This window comes from Flavobacterium sp. ZB4R12, from assembly GCF_048276375.1.
In the GTDB taxonomy this organism is placed as follows: domain Bacteria; phylum Bacteroidota; class Bacteroidia; order Flavobacteriales; family Flavobacteriaceae; genus Flavobacterium; species Flavobacterium gawalongense.
The window spans coordinates 1-14,807 of sequence record NZ_JBLNKS010000011.1; the positions used below are offsets into that span (position 1 = coordinate 1).

Consider the following 14,807-nt stretch of genomic DNA (forward strand, 5'->3'; position numbering starts at 1 on the left):
ATATTGTTTATTGTTTCAATTTTTCAGCTCTGGACTCCCAAGCATCGGTGAGACTGTCATAATCGACAGGTGTCGCAGGATTCTGATTTTGCAATCTTCCTGATTCGAAGGCTCGCATTTTTTATAAGGGGGAACGCCAAAATATTGTTTATTGTTTCAATTTTTCAGCTCTGGACTCCCAAGCATCGGTGAGACTGTCATAATCGACAGGTGTCGCAGGATTCTGATTTTGCAATCTTCCTGATTCGAAGGCTCGCACTAGTATCGTTTCTATTAAATAATCTTCATTAGACTGATACGGTTGGTATTTTGTTTTTAAGTTAATGTCAAACATGCTTGCAGCAGTATTAGACCAAAAGGCTTTCCAACCGCTTTTAAGATTTTTAACCAACTCATAGGTAGTTGTCCCGGTTTGACGATGAATTAACTTTACGAGTATTTGACCTTGCTTACGGGATAGCTTTTTAAGTTTAGCTTCAAATTCATTACTAAGATACCCTTCGACTATCTTGAAATATTTCTTTTTTTCCTTATTTGTTTTAAGGTTTGCCATACCTCTATTTAAAACTGTCAATCTTTCAGCTGCTAATTTTGCATAAGGATAGGTTTTGTATACTCGGTTTTGAAGCAATAAAAATTGTTTTCTTGCTTCGGGATCCAGTTTCTCTTTATGAATTACTATTTCTTCTAATTGTATGGTGTCATTAAGTATAGAATCATCTTCTGTCAATATATAGCCCATTTTGGTTGTATCCTTTTGGGTCACCTGAGCATTAACATATATAGTTGTAAAAAGTATAAAAAAGAAAAGTTGAATAATCCTCATGGGTTGAAAAATTTAATTTCCAAAATTATACATTATATACGCAACTGTGATGCCAAATTTATAATTTAGCAAAAAAATAATTTTATGAGTACTAAATCAATATTAAAGAAGTCATCACTTGAGTTTTTAGAAAACTACCTTAATAATGCATCGCCTACAGGTTATGAAAGTGATGGACAAAAATTATGGATGGATTATTTGAAACCTTATGTTGATACTTTTATAACGGACACTTACGGTTCGGCTGTAGGAATAATAAATCCGGATGCTCCGTATAAGGTAGTGATTGAAGGTCATGCTGACGAAATTTCATGGTATGTAAATTACATTACTGACGATGGATTAATCTACGTGATTAGAAATGGTGGTTCAGATCATCAAATTGCTCCTTCAAAACGTGTCAATATTCACACTAAAAATGGAATCGTAAAAGGGGTATTTGGCTGGCCAGCCATTCATACTAGAAATAGAAGTAAAGAAGAAGTGGCAAAAGTTGACAATCTATTTATAGACATTGGCTGCGAAACTAAAGATCAAGTAGATAAAATGGGCGTTCATGTAGGGTGTGTAATTACGTATCCTGATGAATTTATGATTTTGAACGAAAACAAATTTGTTTGTCGTGCGATTGACAACCGTATGGGTGGTTTCATGATTGCCGAAGTGGCTCGTTTGTTAAACGAAAACAAAATAAAACTTCCTTTTGGATTGTATATTACCAATTCTGTTCAGGAAGAAGTGGGTCTTCGTGGTGCCCAAATGATTACCAAAACCATCAAACCAAATGTTGCGATTGTAACAGATGTTTGTCATGACTCCACTACTCCAATGATCGAAAAGAAAATTGAAGGCGAGACAAAAATTGGTAAAGGTCCTGTAGTTACTTATGCTCCTGCAGTTCAGAATAATTTGCGAGAATTGATTTTGGAAACCGCTATGGCTAAAGAAATTCCATTTCAACGATTGGCTTCCTCTCGTGTTACGGGTACAGATACTGATGCTTTTGCATACAGTAATGGTGGTGTTGCCTCCGCTTTGATATCATTGCCTTTGCGTTACATGCATACCACGGTTGAAATGGTGCATCGTGATGATGTTGAAAATGTGATTAAACTAATTTATGAGACATTATTGAAATTGGAAAACGAAGAAACCTTCTCTTATTTTAAATAGTTTTAGGAGCTAATCCCGCTATCCGTTGCAATCTTTCTAGTCCTGAACTTGTTTCAGGATCCTGAAACAAGTTCAGGACTAGAAAGGATTTCCACTGCAAACGAAGTTCACTGAACTCCGCTGAAAGTAGAAACAAGGTGAAGTAATCGGGGCTAAAAAACCGCATTTCAAATTACGAATTGCGTTTTTTTAGTAAATTTACTTAAACAATTCTTAAAATGCAGTCATCCGCAACATCAATCGAAGCGTATTTAAGAGAAATTCCCCAAGAAAGAAAATCAGCATTTCTTAGACTTCGCAAAACTATTCTTAAAAATATTCCAAAAGGATTTGTTGAACAAATATCTTATGGAATGGTAGGTTATGTAGTTCCACATTCCATTTATCCAAATGGATATCATTGTGAACCAAAACTACCGCTGCCATTTATAAGTATTGCTTCCCAGAAAAATTTTATAGCATTATACCATATGGGTATATATGCTAACCCAGAATTACTAAATTGGTTTGTCACCGAATACCAAAAACACAGCACCCAAAAATTAGATATGGGAAAAAGTTGCATCCGATTTAAAAAATTTGATCAAATCCCTTTTGATTTAATTGCAGAACTCGTGCAAAAAATAACAGTTCAAGAATGGATAAATTGTTATGAATCCATTTTAAAAAATTAAAATAATCATTAATTTTAAAATTAAAAATCATGAACATTATCAAAAAAATTATTTTAGGGCTATTGGGAATTATTGCTTTGGCATTGCTAATTGCTTTATTCCTGCCAAAAAACTATGCTGTAGAAAGAGAAATCACTATCAACCAACCCAAAGACAGTGTTTTCAATTATATCAAATACGTTAAAAATCAAGACAATTTTAGCGTTTGGAATAGAAAAGATCCAAAAATGATTAAAACATTTTCAGGAACTGACGGCACGATAGGATTTGTTTATTCATGGAATAGCCAGGATAAAAACGTGGGTGTTGGAGAACAGGAAATTAAAAAAATCATTGAAGGAGAACGAATTGATTTTGAATTACGCTTTAAAGTTCCATTCGAATCAACCGATAATGCTTACATGATAACGGAAGCTATTTCGTCAAATCAAACTAAAGTAAAGTGGGGATTTGATGGAAAAATGCCTTATCCTATGAACTTAATGTTACCCATCATGAATATGGAAGAAATGCTGGGAAAAGATTTGCAAGATGGATTGAACAATCTAAAAGTAGTTTTAGAAAAATAGTACTTCTTTTTTAATACAAAAAACCGCAATTCAAATTCAGAATTGCGGTTTTTATTTGTCTTTTTTTCGAAAGTATTCTATCTATTCTCTAAATAAGCCAAGACATTTTTCTCGATTCTTTCATCAATATTTGAAATATCAGCTTTAACGAATTTTTCTCCAAGAATATTTTCATATAATTCGATATATCTTTCAGAAACAGTTTCAATATATTCGTTAGTCATATCAGGAATTTGTTGTCCTTCTTTTCCTTGAAAACCATTTTCGATTAGCCAACGACGAACAAATTCTTTCGATAATTGTTTTTGTTCTTCGCCTTTATCTTGACGTTCCTGATATCCTTCGGCATAAAAATAACGAGACGAATCCGGTGTGTGAATTTCGTCAATTAAAACAATTACACCGTCTTTGGTTTTCCCAAATTCATATTTGGTATCAACCAAAATCAATCCACGACTGGCAGCAATTTCAGTTCCTCTTTGAAATAATGCTCTAGTATATTTTTCTAAAACTAAATAATCCTCCTCTGAAACAATTCCTTTAGATAAAATTTCCTCACGAGAAATATCTGCATCATGTTCGCCATTATCTGCTTTGGTAGTTGGTGTAATAATTGGTTCGGGAAATTTATCATTTTCTTTCAAACCTTCTGGCATTTTTACTCCGCAAATTTCTCTTTTGCCAAGAGCGTACTCACGAGCAGCATGACCTGAAAGATAACCTCGGATTACCATTTCTACTTTGAAAGGCTCACATAAATGACCAACAGCCACATTAGGGTCTGGAGTTGCGATTAACCAGTTAGGTACTATATCTTTTGTCAATTCCATGAATTTAGTCGCAATTTGATTCAAAATTTGACCTTTGTATGGAATTCCTTTTGGTAAAACTACATCAAAAGCCGAAAGCCTGTCAGTAGCTACCATCACTAAAAGTTCATCATTGATGTTATAAACTTCTCTTACTTTGCCTCTGTAAACTGATTTTTGATTGGGGAAATTAAAATTAGTAGTTGTGATTGTATTGCTCATTATTATTTGTGTTGTGTGTTTTTTCTAATAGTTGCAAATTTATGATTATTTTAGAAAGAAAAGCAAAGAATCATTCATAGTAGATCCAAATAAATGGATGTTTGAAAAAAAATATGAAATCATTCCATAAAAGGAGCCTTATATGCAACTACTACCTCTATTATTGAAGTATCTTTTTTAATAATTTTTTGGATATATAGGAAGCAACTCCTTCATTATCATTGGTTGAAATCACTTCTAAATGAGAAAGTCTATTTTTCAAACTCTTAGGCGCATTGCCCATAACTAATCCTTTACCGGTGGATTTAAGCATGTTTTCATCATTAAATCCATCCCCAAAAGATATTGCTTCCTGAAAAATAAAATTTTCTTTTTCCAAAATTTTTGCAATAGCAACACTTTTGTCTACCGATTTATCCATAAATTCCAAACAAAGAGGAAGGCTAAAAGCATGACTAAAAACATCAGAATGATCCTCTAAAATTTTATTTCTTAATTCAACTAATTTGGAATGGCTATCATGAGTGAAAAATAATTTTATAGCACTTAAATCATCTAAAGTATCAAAATCTACAAGTTCAGGATGATAATTGATTTCCGTTTGAAAACTATTTAATTTTTCATTGTGCTTGTTCGTTTGCCAAACATTTTCTCTAAATAATACCGTTGTAATTTCAGGATCTCTTTCTATAGCCAAAACCGATTTTATAGCATCGCTTTTGATGTCAAAAGAAAAAAGAAGTTCTTTCTCAGGGGAATGGATTCGCGCTCCGTTAGATGTTACTAAATAAACTGGACAACCCAATCCTTCCACGATTGGCATAGCGTCAAGATGATGACGACCCGTAGCAACAATTATTAAATAGTTTTGATTATGGAGTTCTTGGAAAACGGTTTTAGTATATTGTGATATTTTGTGGTCTGAATTTAATAAGGTTCCGTCTAAATCGCTTATTACGACTTTAATATTTTCTTTTCTCATCTTTCGTTTTTCACTGTCATTTTAATAATTACAAATTTATTGCATTTTGAAGAGATAAACAAAGAAAACAAGGAGTTACAGAAAAAAAAGTGTGAATTTTACATTTTAGTAAAAATGATTTAACATCACTACGGATTTCTAAATACTTTAAGAAGACAAGGGGAAAATTTAAAATGTGTCAAGTATTCAATATAAATACTACCATATTACCCGATTACAGTGAAAATCTTTTTTATCTCTTTTTTAAGATTACTTCACTAATTTATTTTTTTAATTCAAGTTAATTTAATTTGAAGCGAAAAACGGGAAGAATCTCAGCAGACAAATTCCCGAACCTCTCGCTCCAAAAAATGAACTTATCTATTATCTAATCAGTATTCTCAATCATCTTATATGCATCAATCACTTTTTTAACTAATCGATGTCTTACAATATCTTTATCATCAAGATAAATAATCCCAATTCCATCGACATCTTTCAAAACCAACAAGGCTTCTTTAAGTCCGGAAATGGTTCTTCTTGGCAAATCGACCTGGCCAGGATCACCTGTAATCATGAATTTGGCGCTTTTCCCCATACGGGTCAGAAACATTTTCATTTGGGAATGTGTCGTGTTTTGCGCTTCATCCAAGATTACAAAAGCATTATCCAAAGTCCTACCGCGCATGAATGCTAAAGGGGCAATTTGGATAATTCCCTTTAGAATATAATCCTCCAGTTTTTCATTGGGTAACATATCCCGCAAAGCATCGTAAAGAGGTTGCATGTAAGGATCCAGTTTTTCCTTCATGTCACCAGGAAGAAAACCAAGATTCTCCCCTGCTTCTACTGCGGGACGCGTGAGTATAATACGCTTGACTTGTCTTTCTTTCAACGCCTTAATAGCCATAGCGACCCCCGTGTATGTTTTTCCTGTTCCTGCAGGTCCAACGGCAAAAACCATATCATTCTTTTCCATGGTATCCACCAACAATTGTTGATTGGGCGTCATTGGTTTTATGATCTTCCCACCTACTCCATGCACCAAAATTTTGTCATGCCCAAAAGCTTTTCTTTCTTCTTGGCCGTCGCTTAAAATAACGCGTTCTATGACATTATCATCGATAGTATTGTAACGAGTAAAATGAAGCATTAGCCGTTGAAAACGTTTTTCGAACTCGTCCAGAACCTCTTTTTCTCCAAAAGCTTTTAAGGTTGTTCCCCGAGCTACAATCTTTAATTTCGGGTAGTACTTTTTAATTGTTTCAAGATGAGTGTCTTGAGCGCCCCAAAAGTCTTTTGGAGCGATGTCTATGAGCTCGATTATTCTTTCGTTCAAATGAGGTAGTTTTAAATTAAAATTAATTTTTTTATAAATCAATTGGTTGTCGGGTATATTTCTTGTTTTTAAATAGAATTTGTTTTTTGTTTTTCGTTTTTTTGTGTTTACTATTATTAGCTTTGCACTTCTCAAATTTAATAAAATTAGGTTTACATAACACCAATAGTTATAAACAAATTTATGTCAATAATTACCCTTACTACCGATTACGGCTTGAAAGACCACTTTGTAGGCGCACTGAAAGGGAAAATTTTATCCGAGTATTCCGAGGCATCCGTTATTGATATTTCGCATCATATTGACCCATTCAACACTGTAGAAGCAAGTTATATTCTTGGAGCTTCGTTTGCGAGCTTTCCAAAAGGCACTGTACATCTTATTGGAGTGGATATGGAATCAAATAAAGAAAATCAACATATCGTCATGCAATGGAATGATCATTATTTTATTGCCGCTGATAATGGCATTTTAAGTATGCTTTCGCAAAAGATTGTTCCTCAAAAAATGGTGGCTATCAATATTCATGACCGTTTGCCCAGCGAAGCTACTGATCTTGATGTTTTCGTAAAAGTGGCTTGCCATATTGCCAAAGGTGGTTTGATGAACGTCATTGGTAAAGAAATAAAAAATATCAAGCAAGTAACCAATTTGCAAGCGACTATCTCTGATGATGGCAATTCATTAAAAGGTCATGTTATTTATATTGATCATTTTGGGAATGTGGTGACCAATATTTCTAAAAAATATTTTATTGAGGTTGCCAAAGGACGACCTTATGAAATTGTATTGAAAACTAAAAATATTAAAACGATTCTACCCAATTATTCAGCAATTGCGAGTTCTGATAAATATCCGATTAAATATTATGAAGGAGAAAAATTAGCCATTTTCAATGAAGCTGGTTTTCTGGAGATTGCCATTTTTAGGAGCAATCCTTCCAAAGTAGGATCAGCTAATAGTTTATTGGGGTTGAATTATAGAGACATTATAAATATAGTATTCCGTTAGCAGTGGTCAGTAATCAGTTTAAAAAATCTAAAATCGTTAATCCTCAATCTTAAATCATAAATCCCAATGTTTGTACGAATTGTAAAATTGAGTTTTCACGAGGAACATATTCCTGCTTTTTTAGAAAACTTTGAGTTAATGAAAGATAAAATACGAAATGCTCCCGGAAATCGTTTCTTAGAACTGTATCAGGATAAAAACAATAAGAGCATTTTCTTTACCTATAGCTATTGGGAAACCGAAGCCGATTTGGAAAATTACAGAAATTCTGAACTTTTTTATGATGTTTGGACATTCACCAAGAAATTATTCAACGACAAACCGGAAGCTTGGAGTGTTGACAAATTAGTAAGTTTAGAATAAAAATTAGTTTAAAGTTTAAGGTTTAAAGTTGTTGGAATAGGAACTTTAAACTTTAAACATATCAAACCTTAAACAAAAAAAATGAAATCAATAGTATTACGAGAGATAAAATCCTTTTTCGGTTCGCCCATCGGCTACTTGGTTATTGCCATTTTTCTAATTATCAACGGATTGTTTCTTTGGATTTTCGAAGGGGAATACAATATTTTAAATACCGGTTTTGCTGACTTAACCCCGTTTTTCACATTAGCGCCTTGGATTTTAATATTCTTGATTCCTGCGGTAACGATGCGCAGTTTTTCGGACGAAAAAAAACAGGGAACGTTAGAATTATTGCTGACGAAACCGTTGAGTATTTGGCAAATCGTAAATGGAAAATTTCTTGGAGCTTTGCTTTTAATTGTAATGGCCATTATTCCAACATTTATTTATGTAGCAGTTATTTCTAATTTAGGAATGCCCGAGGGAAATATCGATATGGGAAGCACGATAAGTTCTTATTTTGGCTTGTTATTTCTTATTGCAGGGTATTCAGCCATTGGAATATTTACATCAACATTATCTGACAATCAAATTGTGGCTTTCATTGTTGCCGTATTTTTATGTTTCTTTTTCTATTTTGGTTTCGAAGGTTTGGCTTCTGTTGTTCCAAATATGTCTTTAATAATTGCCTCTTTTGGAATGCAGGATCATTTCAAAAGTATGAGCCGAGGCGTACTAGACACAAGAGATATTCTTTATTTTACAAGCATAACAGTATTATTTCTTTCGTTTACAGTTTATAATCTAAAATCTTTCAAATCGTAATGACAACTTCTAAGAAAAAAAACCTAAAATCGGTACTGATTACCATTGCTGTTTTATTGCTTTTGAATGTAATTGGAAGTTCCTTTTTTCATCGTTTTGATTTGACAAAAGATAAAAGATACACCCTTTCAACAACTTCTTTGAATATTATCAAACAAGTGAAAAATCCTTTGTCTATAAAAGTATATATGCAAGGTGATTTACCGGCTGAATTCAAAAGGTTACAGCAAGAAACGAAGCAATTACTGGAAGAATTTCAGGCGTACAACAAGAATATTATTTTTGAATTTGTAGATCCATTGGAGAACAAAGACGAAAGTATGGATAATATTAAAGAGTTGTATCGAAAAAGGCTTACGCCAATAAATATAACCGTTGACGATAAAGGAAAGCAATCCCAAGCGATGGTTTTTCCTTGGGCAATTGCAGTATACGACAATAAGGAAGTTAATATTCCATTATTGAAAAACATTATGGGCGCTTCAACTACCCAAAAAGTGATTGGTTCCGTTCAGCATCTGGAATATTCGATTGCTGAAGGTTTGAATAAAATCACCAAAGCAAAACAAAAGAAAATTGCCGTAATCAAGGGTAATGGAGAACTTCAGGATATCGTAATGGCTAAATTTCTTTTACAGGTACGCGAAAGTTATCATATCGGACCTTTTACTTTAGATTCAGTTGCAAAAAACCCAATAGGAAGTTTAGAAGCTTTAGAAAAATATGATTTGGCTATTATCGCTAAACCAACGGAAATTTTTTCTGATGCGGAGAAACAGGTTTTGGATCAATTTATTATTAATGGAGGGAAAACATTATGGCTGATTGACCAAGTTTCGGCAGAAATGGATAGTTTGTACAATGCATCTGGAGCCACTTTGGCCTATCCAAGAGATTTGAATCTGAATGACATGTTCTTCAAATACGGCATCCGAATCAATCCTGATTTAGTAAAAGACGAACAAGGAAGTCCAATAAAATTGGCTACTGGTGAACAAGGAAGCGCGACTCAATTTCAGGAATTCAACTGGAAATTTGCGCCTCAGGTTTATCCAAATAGCTTGCATCCAATTGTGAAAAATTTAGGCGGAATCAAATTTGATTTTGCCAACCCTATTGATACGTTGAAAAATGGAATTAACAAAACCATTCTGTTGCAATCGTCTCAATATTCGAAAAAAATAGGAACTCCAACCGAAATTAATTTGAACATTGTTGCCGAAGAAACTTCGCCAAACGATTACCTGAATAAAGGAAATATTCCATTATCGGTTTTATTGGAAGGTTCGTTTCATTCCATGTTTGAAAATCGGGTTTTGCCTTTTGAGCAAAAAACATTTCAAGCTACAGGAAAAGACAATAAAATGATTGTGATTGGGGATGGAGATTTGATAAAAAATCAATTGGACAAGAACTTCCAACCCGTTGAATTGGGCTACGACCAAAGATCCGGGAATTTGTATGACAATAAAGATTTTCTCATAAATTGTATCAATTATCTGCTGGATGATAACGGACTTATTAACATTCGAAGCAAGGATCTTGATTTGCCATTATTGGATAAAGAAAAAGTTTACGAAAACTATACTCGTACACAATTCATAACTATCGGGCTACCAATTCTTATTTTATTACTTTTTGGTGTTCTGTTTACATTCCTCCGAAAAAGAAAATACAGTAAATAGATGTTAATAAAAAAGTTTCCAAACTAGAATAGTTTACGATATATTTGTAAAATGTATCGTATTTCGTATTTAAAGAAATACCTTAAAAAATAAAACAAAACAGATGAAATTTATAGTATCGAGTTCGTACTTATTGAAACAATTACAAGTTTTAGGTAACGTTATCAACAGCAGTAATACTTTGCCTATTTTAGATAATTTCCTATTTGATTTAGATCACAATGTGTTAACGGTTTCTGCGTCTGATTTAGAGACCACAATGTCTGCTACTTTAGGAATTGATTCTGAAAGCAAAGGAAGTGTTGCTGTTCCTGCAAAATTACTTTTGGAAATCCTTAAAACATTTCCGGAACAACCATTAACTTTCACCGTTGAAGAAAACAGTACGATTGAAATCAGCTCTAATTCTGGAAAATATGCCTTGGCTTATGCCCCTGGAGATGAATTTCCAAAATCGGTTAACTTAGATGATCCTTCTGTAACACTTGTTCCTGCTGATGTTTTAGCTACAGCAATTAGCAAAACTATTTTTGCTGCGGGAAATGATGATTTACGTCCGGTAATGTCCGGTGTATTCTTTCAGTTTTCGCCACAAGGATTGACTTTTGTAGCAACTGATGCACACAAATTAGTGAAATATGCCCGTACAGATGTTACTGCTTCTCAAGTAGCTGATTTTATTATGCCAAAGAAACCTTTGAACATCTTAAAAAATATTCTTGGTACTTCAGATACTGAAGTGAAAATTGAATATAACGATTCGAATGCTACTTTTTCTTTCGATAATTATGTTTTAATGTGTCGTTTGATTGATGGAAAATATCCAAATTACGAAGCGGTAATCCCAAAAGAAAATCCAAATAAATTAATGATCGATCGTTCTCAATTTTTGAGTTCAGTTCGTCGTGTTGCTATCTTTTCGAATAAAACTACACACCAGATTCGTTTGAAAATCGCTGGTGCTGAATTAAATGTTTCTGCCGAAGATATTGATTACTCAAATAAAGCAGAAGAAAGATTGACATGTGATTACCAAGGTGATGATATGCAAATAGGTTACAATTCTCGTTTCTTAACTGAAATGTTGACTAATTTGCAATCCGATATGATTATGCTTGAAATGTCATTACCAAACAGAGCCGGAATCCTTACTCCTGTTGATGGATTAGAAGAAGGTGAAACAGTTACCATGCTTGTTATGCCGGTAATGCTGAACAGTTAACATTATATTTTGATTTTGTTATATTTTAATTTTTGGAATTCAAATATAATACTTACCATTGTATAACAGATACGCTATTAACCAAACCATTTTTATATTTAAAAAACCGCAACTTCTTTTAAAGTTGCGGTTTTTTGTTTTCTAATGTTTACTTTTTGTCAAGTCGAACACAGTATTTCCTGAAACAATTATTAAATTTAAAAATATGAAGTCTAAAGCCTGCTTTTTGAAATCTGCCCCCTGAAAACGGAATACTCTTTCTAAATAACTCCCATTTTTTTCATCAGGAACGTAGCACTTCGATTTTTACAAATGCCGTCTCTGAGTTTATAATCGAAATGTAAATCATTATTGATAATCTCCACTTCAAAACATTTATTGGTTAGCACATTCGGATACTCATTCGTAGTCAGACAAACTTCTATATCATGCGTAGCAATGGCTCCAATCGCTTTTTTACCAATCACTTTTTTGACCACTTCAATCGTTCCGTTTCGTTTATCATCTGAATTGGTTCCGCGCAATATTTCATCAAGTAAAACAAATGCAGGTCTGTTTTCCAATTCGTCCATAATTTGCTTTAAGCGCTTTATTTCGGCGAAGAAATACGATTCACTGTCTGATAAAGAATCGGATAATCGCATGGAAACCAAAACCGGTAAAGGATGAACATTAGCCTGACTGGCACAAACCGGCGAACCCATTCCTGACAAAACCATATTTATTCCTAAACTTCTCAGAAACGTACTTTTTCCCGACATATTAGAACCGGTCAAAATCATAAACGATTCGGGATGAAAACTCACGGAATTCCCTACTCTAGTTTTTTTATTTAGTAACGGATGATTTAAATTAGAGAAATCAATTTCAAAATTGGTGTTTAATGTTGGATACACAAACTCGGGATTATTATAGGAAAGATTTGCCAAACTGTTCAGCATCTCGAATTCTCCAATAACTTCCATCCAGTCTTCGAGCACTTCGGCATGATCCTTTTTCCATTGAATTAATGATTTTAAAACATGCAGATTAAAAAGAAATGTTCCGTTGAATACGATAGCTGTTACGAAATTTCCGATGCTGTCCATTTTTGAAAATAAGCCCGCCAATTGTTTCAGATGAATACTGGCATTTTCTTTTTTGAAGGTTAGTTTTTGTTGTAAATCCATTAGTTTTTCGGACTGAAAAGATTCTTCTTCAATTTTCTGTAACAACAAACTATACTGATTGATGATTTTATCAATATTGGAGGAATTTGCAATTTCAACTTGAATTCGCTTCATAAACCTACCCAAAACAATTAAATTGAAAACGAAAACATAGGATAAAAGAGAAGCATAAATGGCATTAGAAGTCACTAAATAAGTGATAAAAAGCCCCAGAAAAAGAATTGGCGAACAATAGGAAACAAAAATACTAGCTTTGGACAAAGGCGTACTGTTGAATGTGCTCCACTTAAGCAAAGTGTCATAACTCAATTGTGTGTCCTGACTTATTTTGGCAAAAGCCAAAAACTCCTGACGCCAATCTAATTTTTCAGCTAATTCTTTTGTGGCTTTATGATTTCTAACAATTTCATCATTTGGTAAAAGTGTCAAAAGTTGTTTTGCCAATGTTTTTTTTCCAATAAATGTAGCGGTTCTATTCAGATTTTGAAACAAAGAATGCGCTCCGAAAATATCCAAATCATACGCATATGGATGATGAAAATCATTGAATTCCTGTCCGTTTTCGAAAGGAATTTTATTTCTTTCCAGATAGGCTATTTCATTTTCATTAATTTCCAATAGTGCTTGTTTTATTTGCTTCTGAAAAACTAATTTGGAATGAAAACGCATCAAAACTATAAATAATCCAAAAAGGAACACCGCCAAAGCAATAAAAACAGCACCGTTTGTTTTAATATAATAATAGATGGACGCTAAAAAAAAAACAATAGTGAGTAGCCGAAAAAAGCTAATACTATTGTACTTTTTATTGATTTTATTTAATGCTGTTAAAAAGCTTTCCTTTTTTGCTTTGTATACTTCCATAATTCATTTTGATGAACTACAAATATAGTGCTTCCGTCGACAATTCATTCATTAGAGAACAAGGAATACGTAACTATATTTATACCATAAAAAGGTCTTCTATGCATTTTTCAATTCCAAGAGACTTCCTAATTTTTCAAAATTTTTTAATTTTTAAAAATACTGGAAAATCATACATAAAAACGTTCAACAGTTATTTTCAATAGCAACACTCAAAATTAATCAATATGAATGGCTAAGATTGGTATGTCAAAATTAGTCGCTAATTTTTTTGTAAAACTTGGTTTAAACAATCCTTCAAAAAAGCCTCTTTTATAAGTAAGCATTGTTAACACATCGATGTCTTTATATAAAATGAAATCCAAAATAGTTTCTTTTATTTCATCACTGGTAATGACAAAAAACTCAATGGGTTCCTGCATAAACTCGGTTTCCCATTTTTCTATTGTTTCTTTTGATACATCAGAAGTACTGGTTTTCACATAAAGACATTTCACTTTTGCTTTTGTTTTTTTTGCGATATCCAATACTGTTTTAAGCGCTTTTTTATCTTTAGGCCTAAAACGGGTCGTGAAACCAATAGTCTCAATTTTTTTGAATTTTGCTTCCAATGGGACACACAACATAGGAACATCTATCCCTATTATAGCAGAACCGGCATTACTTCCTACAAAAAACGCATCCCATCCAGTAACCCCAGAAGTCCCCATTACAACAAAATCTATTTGATCTTCTTTAATTGCTCTTTTGATATTCGTTAATAAATCACCATCCATGAGCCTGTGAGTCATCTTAATTTTATCGAGGTGGCGTTCTTCGGCTATGGCTCGAAGCTTTGGAATCTCCTCTTTAAACATGTCGAATTGGGATAACTCCAATGAATCATAAATCACGGCATAATTTTCAGGAAAAAACTGATTATCAAATACGGGCAATTCAAATGTGTGCAATAAAACGAGTTCACCTTGAACTATTTTTGCAAATTCTAAAGCATGTACAAAGGCATTAGTGGCCACTTCAGAAAAATCTGTTGGAAATAGAATTTTTTTCATTTTGTTAAGTATTTAGAACGGTTCACCTATCAAAGTTAATTATAAATTAACATTTAACACA

The 14,807-nt window shown here is 33.2% G+C and carries 14 protein-coding genes; 8 read left to right on the plus strand and 6 right to left on the minus strand.

The window, feature by feature from the left end:
- Positions 1–148 precede the first annotated feature (148 nt).
- On the minus strand, positions 149–826 hold the full coding sequence (locus tag ACNO7W_RS09185; protein WP_143388977.1) for a DUF4294 domain-containing protein: 678 nt from the start codon (positions 824–826) through the stop codon (positions 149–151).
- Between the two features lie 84 nt (positions 827–910).
- Here ACNO7W_RS09185 and ACNO7W_RS09190 point away from each other — a divergent pair, with 84 nt between their 5' ends.
- The 3 genes from ACNO7W_RS09190 to ACNO7W_RS09200 all read left to right on the plus strand — a co-directional run bounded on the left by ACNO7W_RS09190 (position 911) and on the right by ACNO7W_RS09200 (position 3,242).
- Positions 911–1,999: a M42 family metallopeptidase gene (locus ACNO7W_RS09190; protein ID WP_143388978.1), complete on the plus strand. Its 1,089-nt coding sequence runs from the start codon at positions 911–913 to the stop codon at positions 1,997–1,999.
- Between the two features lie 218 nt (positions 2,000–2,217).
- On the plus strand, positions 2,218–2,673 hold the full coding sequence (locus ACNO7W_RS09195; protein WP_143388979.1) for a DUF1801 domain-containing protein: 456 nt from the start codon (positions 2,218–2,220) through the stop codon (positions 2,671–2,673).
- Positions 2,674–2,702: 29 nt separating this feature from the next.
- Complete coding sequence (locus tag ACNO7W_RS09200; protein WP_417937926.1) at positions 2,703–3,242, plus strand: SRPBCC family protein; 540 nt, start codon at positions 2,703–2,705, stop codon at positions 3,240–3,242.
- Positions 3,243–3,319: 77 nt separating this feature from the next.
- Here ACNO7W_RS09200 and ACNO7W_RS09205 read toward each other — a convergent pair whose 3' ends face one another.
- From ACNO7W_RS09205 to ACNO7W_RS09215, 3 genes are all read right to left on the minus strand, one after another.
- On the minus strand, positions 3,320–4,273 hold the full coding sequence (locus tag ACNO7W_RS09205) for a phosphoribosylaminoimidazolesuccinocarboxamide synthase (protein ID WP_143388981.1): 954 nt from the start codon (positions 4,271–4,273) through the stop codon (positions 3,320–3,322).
- 160 nt (positions 4,274–4,433) lie between these two features.
- Entirely contained in the window at positions 4,434–5,255 is an 822-nt protein-coding gene (locus tag ACNO7W_RS09210; RefSeq protein ID WP_417937927.1) for a Cof-type HAD-IIB family hydrolase, read from the minus strand.
- 367 nt (positions 5,256–5,622) lie between these two features.
- Positions 5,623–6,573 (minus strand): PhoH family protein, encoded by a 951-nt coding sequence (locus ACNO7W_RS09215; RefSeq protein ID WP_143387428.1) that lies wholly within the window; start codon positions 6,571–6,573, stop codon positions 5,623–5,625.
- A 183-nt stretch (positions 6,574–6,756) separates the two neighbouring features.
- On the opposite strand from ACNO7W_RS09215, the gene ACNO7W_RS09220 reads away from it, so the two are divergent.
- The 5 genes from ACNO7W_RS09220 (at position 6,757) to dnaN (ending at position 11,661) form a co-directional block, all read left to right on the plus strand.
- On the plus strand, positions 6,757–7,584 hold the full coding sequence (locus ACNO7W_RS09220) for an SAM hydrolase/SAM-dependent halogenase family protein (protein WP_143387427.1): 828 nt from the start codon (positions 6,757–6,759) through the stop codon (positions 7,582–7,584).
- A 66-nt stretch (positions 7,585–7,650) separates the two neighbouring features.
- Positions 7,651–7,947, plus strand: a complete 297-nt coding sequence (locus ACNO7W_RS09225) for a putative quinol monooxygenase (RefSeq protein WP_121365948.1) — start codon at positions 7,651–7,653, stop codon at positions 7,945–7,947.
- 81 nt (positions 7,948–8,028) lie between these two features.
- Positions 8,029–8,754 (plus strand): gliding motility-associated ABC transporter permease subunit GldF, encoded by a 726-nt coding sequence (gldF, locus tag ACNO7W_RS09230; RefSeq protein WP_143387425.1) that lies wholly within the window; start codon positions 8,029–8,031, stop codon positions 8,752–8,754.
- Positions 8,754–10,439 carry a gliding motility-associated ABC transporter substrate-binding protein GldG gene (gldG, locus tag ACNO7W_RS09235; protein ID WP_417937928.1) on the plus strand — a complete coding sequence of 562 codons (1,686 nt, stop codon included), beginning with the start codon at positions 8,754–8,756 and terminating at the stop codon, positions 10,437–10,439. The genes gldF and gldG overlap by 1 nt, the downstream gene beginning before the upstream one ends.
- Before the next feature lie 103 nt (positions 10,440–10,542).
- Positions 10,543–11,661, plus strand: coding sequence for a DNA polymerase III subunit beta (dnaN, locus tag ACNO7W_RS09240; protein WP_417937929.1), 1,119 nt, complete (start codon positions 10,543–10,545; stop codon positions 11,659–11,661).
- 260 nt (positions 11,662–11,921) lie between these two features.
- On the opposite strand, the gene ACNO7W_RS09245 is transcribed toward dnaN, so the two are convergent.
- Both ACNO7W_RS09245 and ACNO7W_RS09250 read right to left on the minus strand, forming a co-directional pair.
- Positions 11,922–13,694 carry a MutS-related protein gene (locus ACNO7W_RS09245; protein ID WP_417937930.1) on the minus strand — a complete coding sequence of 591 codons (1,773 nt, stop codon included), beginning with the start codon at positions 13,692–13,694 and terminating at the stop codon, positions 11,922–11,924.
- A 218-nt stretch (positions 13,695–13,912) separates the two neighbouring features.
- Positions 13,913–14,746, minus strand: coding sequence for a universal stress protein (locus tag ACNO7W_RS09250; RefSeq protein WP_143387422.1), 834 nt, complete (start codon positions 14,744–14,746; stop codon positions 13,913–13,915).
- Positions 14,747–14,807: the final 61 nt, after the last annotated feature.

What these genes read in the sequence shown, in the direction of transcription:
- ACNO7W_RS09185 (WP_143388977.1), bottom strand. Translation starts at nt 826, where the DNA reads ATGAGGATTATTCAACTTTTCTTTTTTATACTTTTTACAACTATATAT.
- ACNO7W_RS09190 (WP_143388978.1), top strand. Translation starts at nt 911, where the DNA reads ATGAGTACTAAATCAATATTAAAGAAGTCATCACTTGAGTTTTTAGAA.
- ACNO7W_RS09195 (WP_143388979.1), top strand. Translation starts at nt 2,218, where the DNA reads ATGCAGTCATCCGCAACATCAATCGAAGCGTATTTAAGAGAAATTCCC.
- ACNO7W_RS09200 (WP_417937926.1), top strand. Translation starts at nt 2,703, where the DNA reads ATGAACATTATCAAAAAAATTATTTTAGGGCTATTGGGAATTATTGCT.
- ACNO7W_RS09205 (WP_143388981.1), bottom strand. Translation starts at nt 4,273, where the DNA reads ATGAGCAATACAATCACAACTACTAATTTTAATTTCCCCAATCAAAAA.
- ACNO7W_RS09210 (WP_417937927.1), bottom strand. Translation starts at nt 5,255, where the DNA reads ATGAGAAAAGAAAATATTAAAGTCGTAATAAGCGATTTAGACGGAACC.
- ACNO7W_RS09220 (WP_143387427.1), top strand. Translation starts at nt 6,757, where the DNA reads ATGTCAATAATTACCCTTACTACCGATTACGGCTTGAAAGACCACTTT.
- ACNO7W_RS09225 (WP_121365948.1), top strand. Translation starts at nt 7,651, where the DNA reads ATGTTTGTACGAATTGTAAAATTGAGTTTTCACGAGGAACATATTCCT.
- gldF (WP_143387425.1), top strand. Translation starts at nt 8,029, where the DNA reads ATGAAATCAATAGTATTACGAGAGATAAAATCCTTTTTCGGTTCGCCC.
- gldG (WP_417937928.1), top strand. Translation starts at nt 8,754, where the DNA reads ATGACAACTTCTAAGAAAAAAAACCTAAAATCGGTACTGATTACCATT.
- dnaN (WP_417937929.1), top strand. Translation starts at nt 10,543, where the DNA reads ATGAAATTTATAGTATCGAGTTCGTACTTATTGAAACAATTACAAGTT.
- ACNO7W_RS09245 (WP_417937930.1), bottom strand. Translation starts at nt 13,694, where the DNA reads ATGGAAGTATACAAAGCAAAAAAGGAAAGCTTTTTAACAGCATTAAAT.
- ACNO7W_RS09250 (WP_143387422.1), bottom strand. Translation starts at nt 14,746, where the DNA reads ATGAAAAAAATTCTATTTCCAACAGATTTTTCTGAAGTGGCCACTAAT.